This window comes from Amycolatopsis deserti, assembly GCF_014653945.1.
Classification (GTDB): Bacteria; Actinomycetota; Actinomycetes; order Mycobacteriales; family Pseudonocardiaceae; genus Amycolatopsis_E; species Amycolatopsis_E deserti.
On record NZ_BNAU01000013.1, the window covers coordinates 192542 to 200256 of the forward strand.

10 protein-coding genes are annotated in these 7715 nt (G+C 73.7%); 8 read left to right on the forward strand and 2 right to left on the reverse strand.

The genetic code is table 11. The features are described from left to right. Positions 1-120: 120 nt before the first annotated feature. From IE290_RS36630 to IE290_RS36655, 6 genes are all read left to right on the forward strand, one after another. Complete coding sequence (locus tag IE290_RS36630) at positions 121-1041, forward strand: ATP-binding cassette domain-containing protein (protein WP_191249347.1); 921 nt, start codon at positions 121-123, stop codon at positions 1039-1041. Beyond that, entirely contained in the window at positions 1038-2507 is a 1470-nt protein-coding gene (locus tag IE290_RS36635; RefSeq protein ID WP_191249348.1) for an ABC transporter permease subunit, read from the forward strand. Before IE290_RS36630 ends, IE290_RS36635 begins: the two co-directional genes overlap by 4 nt. Next, a complete protein-coding gene (locus IE290_RS36640) occupies positions 2504-3229 on the forward strand; it encodes an ABC transporter permease (RefSeq protein ID WP_191249349.1) in 726 nt (241 codons plus the stop codon). Before IE290_RS36635 ends, IE290_RS36640 begins: the two co-directional genes overlap by 4 nt. 78 nt (positions 3230-3307) lie before the next feature. Further along, entirely contained in the window at positions 3308-3688 is a 381-nt protein-coding gene (locus tag IE290_RS36645) for a LysE family translocator (protein ID WP_268246450.1), read from the forward strand. Between the two features lie 92 nt (positions 3689-3780). Then, entirely contained in the window at positions 3781-4680 is a 900-nt protein-coding gene (locus IE290_RS36650) for a helix-turn-helix domain-containing protein (protein WP_191249350.1), read from the forward strand. Then, positions 4677-5558, forward strand: a complete 882-nt coding sequence (locus IE290_RS36655) for an NmrA family NAD(P)-binding protein (RefSeq protein WP_191249351.1) — start codon at positions 4677-4679, stop codon at positions 5556-5558. The genes IE290_RS36650 and IE290_RS36655 overlap by 4 nt, the downstream gene beginning before the upstream one ends. Before the next feature lie 48 nt (positions 5559-5606). Here the strand turns inward: IE290_RS36655 and IE290_RS36660 are convergent, their stop codons facing one another. Then, positions 5607-6509, reverse strand: a complete 903-nt coding sequence (locus IE290_RS36660; protein WP_191249352.1) for an MBL fold metallo-hydrolase — start codon at positions 6507-6509, stop codon at positions 5607-5609. Positions 6510-6585: 76 nt separating this feature from the next. Between IE290_RS36660 and IE290_RS36665 the strand changes: the two genes are divergently transcribed. After that, complete coding sequence (locus tag IE290_RS36665) at positions 6586-7056, forward strand: HD domain-containing protein (protein WP_229874926.1); 471 nt, start codon at positions 6586-6588, stop codon at positions 7054-7056. Next, positions 7032-7187 (forward strand): hypothetical protein, encoded by a 156-nt coding sequence (locus IE290_RS38140; protein ID WP_229874927.1) that lies wholly within the window; start codon positions 7032-7034, stop codon positions 7185-7187. The genes IE290_RS36665 and IE290_RS38140 overlap by 25 nt, the downstream gene beginning before the upstream one ends. An 82-nt stretch (positions 7188-7269) precedes the next feature. On the opposite strand, the gene IE290_RS36670 is transcribed toward IE290_RS38140, so the two are convergent. After that, positions 7270-7715: MFS transporter (locus tag IE290_RS36670; RefSeq protein WP_191249353.1), on the reverse strand; the 446-nt coding region annotated here is incomplete at its 5' end.

The following is a 7715-nucleotide window of genomic DNA, read 5'->3' on the forward strand; positions in this document are numbered from 1 at the left end:
TGATCAGTATCCCGGCCCGCGCCGCCGGGGTCGTCCCTCCCGGGAGGGACCTCGGGCCGCCACCGGGAATCCCTCTGCGGCGTGACGACCCCGCGCTCGCGCCGCCCTAGCGTTCCCGGCATGGAAGCCACCATCGAAGTCGCCGGGCTGCGCAAGCGGTTCGGCGCGGCCCAGGCCCTGGACGGGATGACGTTCACCGTCCGGCCCGGGCAGGTCACCGGGTTCGTCGGCCCCAACGGCGCCGGCAAGTCCACCACCATGCGCGTGGTCCTAGGCCTGGACCGCGCCGACTCCGGCCACGCCCTGATCAGCGGAACGCCCTACCGCGGCCTGCGCAACCCGCTCAGCCACGTCGGCGCGCTGCTGGACGCCTCCGCGCTGCAGCCCGGCCGCACCGCCCGCAACCACCTGCTCTGGCTCGCGCACTCGCAGGGACTGGGCGGCCGCCGCGCCGACGAAGTGCTGCGCCAGGTCGGCCTGGAGGAGGTCGCGCGGCGCCGCGCCGGCGGGTTCTCACTGGGCATGCGGCAGCGGCTCGGCATCGCCGCCGCCCTGCTCGGCGATCCGCCGGTGCTGATGCTCGACGAGCCGTTCAACGGCCTCGACCCCGAGGGCATCGTGTGGATCCGCGGGTTTCTGCGCTCGCTGGCGCGGGAGGGGCGGGCGGTGCTGGTGTCCAGCCACCTGATGAGCGAGCTGCAGGACACCGCCGACCACCTCGTCGTCGTCGGCCGCGGCCGGGTCGTCGCCGACACCGCCGTCGCCGACCTGCTCGCCACCGCCGCGGCCGGCCGGGTCACGCTGCGCACCAGCGCCCGCGCGGACGCGATGACGGTGCTGGCCCGCGCGGGCGCCACGGTGGCCGCCACCGACCGGGACGTGCTCACCGTCTCGGGTCTGCCCGCCGAGCGGATCGTCGCGTCGCTGTCCGAGCACGCGGTGCCGTTCTCCGAGGTGTCGGCCCACCGCGCCTCGCTCGAGGAGGCCTACATGGAGCTGACCCGCGACGCGGTCGAGTTCCGCTCGGAGGATCCGCGATGACCACCGCGCAGCGCGACGGCTTTCCCCAGCTGCTGCACGCCGAGTGGACCAAGTTGCGCACCGTCCGCGGCTGGGTCGCGGGCCTGGCCGTCACCGCGCTGGTAACCGTCCTCATCGGACTGTTCTCCGCGCTGGGCAGCCACACCGCCTGTGGTGACGACAAGTGCGACCCCACGGTTCCGGCCGGGCCGGGCGGGCAGGCGGTCACCGACTCGTTCTTCTTCGTCCACTCCACACTCACCGGAGACGGCACCCTCACCGCCCGTGTCTCGCCGCTGACCGGCACGCGCGGTGTCGAGCCGTGGGCGAAGGCCGGGATCATCGTCAAGGACGGCACCACGCGCGGCTCGGCCTACGCCGCCCTGATGCAGACCGGCGCGCGCGGCGTGCGGATGCAGCACAACTTCACCGAGGACATCGCCGCGCCTGCTGGGGCCTGGCTGAGGCTGACGCGCACCGGCGACACCATCCGCGGCTCGGTGTCCGCGGACGGCATCACGTGGGCTGACGCCGGCGCGGTCGACCTGCCCGGGTTGCCGGAGACGATCGAGGCCGGGCTGTTCGCGACCTCGCCCAGCCACAACGTCATCGCCGACGGCCGCCTGGGCGGCACCAAGATCACCGGCGGCCCGACGCAGGTCAGCGCGACCTTCAACGGGATCACCCGGGACGGCGCGTTCACCGAGGGCTGGCGCGGCGACGACCTGGGCGCCGACTCGATGTCCTACCCCTCGCTGGGCGGCGGGTTCACCGAGTCCGGCGGCGCGATCACCGTGCGCGGCTCCGGGGACATCGCGCCCGCCGTGACCGGCGACGGCGAGACGATCGAGCAGAGCCTGGTGGGCGCCTTCGCCGGGCTGATCGCCGCGGTCGTGGTCGGCACGCTGTTCGCCACCTCGGAGTACCGGCGCGGGCTCATCCGCACGACGCTGCTCGCCAGCCCGCGGCGGGAACGCGTGCTCGCGGCGAAGGCACTGGTGCTGGGGACGGTCACCTTCGTCGCCGCGCTGGCCGGGGCGCTGATCGCGGTGCCGCTCGGGCGGGCGATCCTGCGCGGCAACGGCAACATCCTCATCCCCGTGCCGACGGCGACGGAGCTCCGGGTGATCGTGGGCACCGCGGCGTTGATCGCGGTCGCCGCCGTGTTCGCCCTCGCGGTGGGGTCGCTGCTGCGGCGCAGCGCTGGTGCGGTGGCGATCGGCATCGCCACGCTCGTGCTGCCCTACCTGCTGGCGACCTCGTCGGTCCTGCCCTCCGGCGTGGCGCAGTGGCTGCTGCGGGTCACCCCGGCCGCGGCGTTCGCGGTGCAGCAGAGCATTCCCGAGTACCCGCAGGTGCTGGCGACGTACACGCCCGCGCAGGGCTACTACCCGTTGCCGCCGTGGGGCGGCTTCGCGGTGCTGTGCGCGTACGCGGCCGCGGCGCTCGGGCTGGCGATGTACGCGCTGCGGCGGAGGGACGCGTGAAGACCGCGCTGCACGCCGAGTGGACGAAACTGCGCACGGTGCCGGGCACCGGCTGGCTGCTGGTGGCGATCGTCGTGGTCACCGCCGGGCTCGGCGGTTTGGCGGCAGGAAGCGGGTGCGACGGGTGCGATCCGGTGAAGACCAGCCTCACCGGTGTCTACTTGGGACAGGCGGTGGTCGTGATCCTGGCGGTGCTCGTGATCAGTGGCGAGTACAGCAGCGGCATGGTGCGCACGACGCTCACCGCGATCCCGCGGCGGCCGGTCGCCCTGGGGGCCAAGGTTCTCGTGGTCGCCGGGGTCGTGGCCGCGGCGGGCGTGGTCGCGGTGGTGGGGTCGTTGCTGGCCGGGGCGGCGCTGCTGCCGGGGCTGGGTGCGGGCGGGCCGATGTTGCGCGCGGCGGCCGGGTCGGTGTTGTACCTGGCGCTGATCGCGCTGCTGAGCCTCGGCACGGCCACGGCGGTCCGCGACTCCGCGACGGCGATCGGGCTGGTGCTCGGCGTGCTGTACCTGGTGCCGATCCTGGTGGCGGTGGTGCCCGACCCGGAGTGGCAGCGGCAGTTGGAGCGCCTCGGCCCGATGACCGCGGGGTTGTCCGTCCAGGCGACGACCGGGCTGGACGCCCTGCCGATCGCGCCGTGGGCCGGGCTGGGTGTGCTGGCCGCGTGGGCAGCGGCGGCGTTGGTGGGCGGCGGGCTGCTGTGGTCGCGCCGGGACGCCTAGAACCCGAAGTCCTGCGTCCAGAACCGGCGCGGTCGAGGATGTTGCGCCGGTGGCCCTCGGAGGTCAGCCACCGGGGCGATCTACCTGGTGTACCAGGGGATCCAGATGATCCGGCACCGCAAGGGCGTGCCCGGCGAGGTGCCCGCCGGTGGGCTGACCGGTCGCCGCGCCTTCGCGACCGGGCTGCTGACCAACCTGCTCAACCCGAAGATGGTCACCTACACGATCGCGCTGCTGCCGCAGTTCGTGGACCCGTCGCTGGGCCGGGTGTGGCTGCAGTTCGCGATCCTCGGCGTGATCCTCATGGCGATGGAGTTCCTGGTCGACGGCACGGTCAGGGTGCTCGCCGGGCGCATCGGCGCCTGGCTGCGGTACCGCCGCGCCGCCCGCCGGCGCATCGAGGTCGCCACCGGCGGACTCTTCACCGGCCTCGGCGTCCGGCTCGCCGTCGACCGCTGACCCGGGCGCCGCGCGCTCCGCAACAACGCCTCCGGTTGCCTATCCACCGCGTGGACAGGCAACCGGAGGCGATCGCGAGGGAGACTGACTTCATGAGTCAGTCGAGGGCCGGCAAGTCCTCCGCCGGTGAGCTGGGCGAGTTCCTGCGGTCCCGCCGCGCGGCCGTCACCCCCGAGCAGCTCGGGATCGCCCCGTCCTACGGCGACCGGCGGCGCGTGCCGGGGCTGCGGCGTGAGGAACTCGCCGAGCTGGCGGGGGTCAGCGCGACCTACTACACCCGCCTCGAGCAGGGTGAGAGCCACCAGGTTTCCGACGCGATCCTCGACGCCATCGCCAGGGTGCTGAAGCTGTCGCCCGACGAGCGCGCCCACCTGCACCGGCTGGCGCGAGCCCTCCCGCCGGTGCGTGGCGCCGGCCACGAGGACCAGGTCCGCGCTCCCGTTCGCGACCTCGTCGAGGGCAGCCGCGGGGCCGCCGTGCTCGTCGGGCGGCGCACCGACATCCTCGCCGGCAACCCGCTCGGATACGCGCTGTGGGGGCTCACTCCCGCGGAGATCGCTGCCATCGGCTCGCCGCAGGCACCGAACCAGGCCCGCCGCGTCTTCCTCGACCCGGCCGTCCGCGCGCTGTTCGCCGACTGGGAACGCCAGGCCGAAGACCTCGTCGCCTACCTGCGGCTGGCCACGGCGGAACGGCCGGACGACCTCGCCCTCCACCAGCTCGTGTCCGGGCTCGCCACCGGCAGCGACGACTTCGCCCGCCTGTGGCGGGACCACCCGGTGCGGGACTGCCTGCACACAGTCCGCCGCTACCGGCACCCCGTGGTCGGCGAGCTCGAGCTGAACGAGGAGATCCTCCGCCTGCCCGACGACCCCGGGCAGCGGCTGATCATCAGCGCGGCCGAGGCCGGCACACCGTCGGCGGAGCGGCTCGCCCTGCTCGGCTCCCTCACCGCCGTTGATTCACCGATCGACCCAGAGGAACACGCATGATCGTCGTCTCGTCCGCCACCAGCAACACCGGATCCGCCGTCGCCGAGGCGCTTCTGGCCGCCGGGGAGAAGGTCCGGGTGCTCGGCCGCGACCGCAACCGCCTCCAGCGGTTCGCCGACCGCGGAGCCGAAGCGGTGGAAGCCCGCAACGACGACCCGGACAGCCTCCGCGGCGCGTTCGACGGCGCCCACGCGGCGTTCGTCATGATCGCGCCCGGCCTCATCCCCGGCAGCACCGACTACCCGGCGTACCAACGACGCGTCATCAGCGCCCACCGCGAGGCGCTCGCCGCCGTCCCCGGTCTCACCCGGATCGTGAGCCTCAGCGGCTGGGCCGCCAACTACGACGGCGCCCGTGGCCCGGTGTGGGGTCTGCGCCGGCTGGAGGAAGCGCTCGACACGCTGCCCGGCGTGGAACCGACCCACCTGCGGCCCGGGTGGTTCATGGAGAACACCCTGCCGATGATCGAGGAGATCCGCGCCACCGGCGTCGCCCGCGGGCTCATCCCCGCCGGCCTCCCCCTCCCCGCCATCGACACGGCCGACATCGGCCAGGTCGCCGCCGGCCTCCTCACCGGACAGCGCGCCGCGCGCACCCGCACCCTCGAGCTGCAGGGACCCCGCGACATCACCCTCGCCGAGATCACCGCGGCCATCGGCGAGGCGCTCGGACGCCGCGACGCCCGTTACGAACAGATCGATGCCGCCACCTTGCGCGACACCCTCCTCGCCGGCGGTTTCTCCGCACACATGGCCGACGGCACCACGGCCATGACCAGCGACGTCGCCGAACGCCGCATCGCCATGACCCGGCCGCGGGACGCCGAAACCGCGACGTCCACGACCTTCGACGAGTTCCTCGCCCGCATTCTGCGCTGAGGTCCCGAGCCAGGTGGCCGCCCCCTCGCGGGGCGGCCACCGGCGTGTTCAGACCAAGGTCAACGGCCGGAACGGCACGGGCACCCACCGGGCCTCACCGTCGCGGAACCGGATCCGCCCGATGCCCGGGAACGGCAGGTGCGCGCCGCCGACCGCCCACCCGCGCGTCCGGATCTCCTCGAGCACCCGCAGGCGAGCGGCCCGGGCGCCCGCCGGATCGCTGTCGATGGCCATCACCACGTGCGGGGCCGGCAGCTGCACGGTGTGGCAGTGCATCGTGTCGCCCCACAACAGCAGCTCCGCGCCGGCGTCGCCGACGAGGTAGCCGCTGTGACCAGGGGTGTGGCCGTGCAGGTCGACGGCCGTCACCCCGGGCACGGGGGAGTCGCCGTAGTCGAAAGTGGACAACCGGCCTTCGGCGCGGTACGGCGCCAGAGCCTGTTCCGCCCACCGGTGGATCTGCGCCTGCACGCCCTCGGCCCGAGCGGCGGCGGCCTCGTCCAGCCAGTGCTCGGCGTCGGCGGCCGCCACGTGCACGGTCGCGGCGGGGAATGCGGCGTCCCCGTCCGGGGTGAGCAGGCCGAAGGCGTGATCAGGGTGCAGGTGCGTGATGAGGATGTCGTCAACCTGGCCGGCCGGGGTTCCCGCGGCGCGCAGGTTCGCCGTCAGGTGGCCGGTGCCCGGGCCGAGGGACGTGCCGGCGCCCGCGTCGACCAGCACCGTCCGTCCGCCGGATGCGAACAGGAAGGTGTTCACGGCCGTCAGGGGGTCTCCCTCGGGCGGGAGGAAACCGTCGGCCAGCAGCTCGGTGATCCGCTGGGCGGACTCGCCGTGCATGTCGGCCGCGTGGATGGGCAGCGCGCCGTCGTAGACGGTGGTCACGGTGACGGCCCCGACGCGGGTGCGTGCGAAGCCCGGGGCCTGGGTGGCCGCTGATTCCGATGAACTCATGGCCGCAGTGTCCGCCGCCCCGGCGGCCGCGTGCCTGTCCCTGCCGTGGATACCCGGTTCCGGGGACAATCAGCGCATGCGGCTCAGCGATGTCCCCCTTCCGGACAGTCCCGTCTGTCTCAACGCGATCGACGTGGCGAAGACCTACACCTCGCCCGCTCTGCTGAACCACTCGTTCCGCGCATACGTGTGGGCGGCGGCCTACGGGGCCGTGCACGACGTCGCCTTCGACGGCGAGTTGCTGTTCGTCGCGGCGTTGCTGCACGACGTCGGGCTGGTCGAGGAGTTCGACAACCACACGGTGCCCTTCGAAGTCGCCGGGGGCCATGTGGCGTGGGTGTTCGCCGCGGGGGCCGGGTGGCCGCGGCAGCGGCGCGAGCGCCTGTCGGAGGTGATCGTCCGGCACATGTCGAACGAGGTGGACCCGGACGAGGACCCGGAGGGCTTCCTCCTGGCCCGCTCCACCGGGTCGACATCACGGGCCGCCACCTCGGCGATTTCCCCGCCGGGTTCCAGGCCGAGGTGCTGGACCGGTATCCGCGGCTGACCCTGGCCGAGGAGTTCGTCCGGTGCTTCCGGGACCAGGCCGAGCGCAAGCCGGACAGCTCCGCGGCGGCCGCCATCGGCAACGACCTCGCCACCCGGATCGCCCGGAACCCGCTGGAACAGTCCCGGTAGAGGCCCGCGGCGCGGGAACGGCCGGCGAGCGGTTCGCCGCTCACCGGCCGTTCCTGTCTCGCGAGGGAGCAGGCGGTGGGGGTCAGAGGCTGCTCACCTCCTGCTTGGGTGCTTCCGTGCGGATCGTGGCCAGTGCGAGGAAGCTGCCGAGGACGGCGAGGGCGGCGGCGCCGAGGAAGGCGGCGGAGAAGCCGTTGGTGAGGGCGATGGTGTTGCCGAGTTCGCCGGCGCCGGAGGACAGGGCGAGTGCGGTCATCGCGGCCAGGCCGAGGGCGGAGCCGATTTGGTAGGCGGTGTTGACGATGCCGGAGGCGAGTCCGCCTTCCTCGGGTTTGGCGCTGGAGAGGGCCATGCCCAGGGAGGGGATGAACGCCAGCGCCTGCCCGAGGGCGGCCACCAGCGAGGCGGGTAGCACGTCGATCGCGAAGGTTCCGGTGGGGCGGGCGAAGGACAGCCACACCAGGCCGGCGGCCAGTGCCCACAGCCCGGCCACGATCAGGTTCTTGGAGCCGAACCGGGCGATCAGGC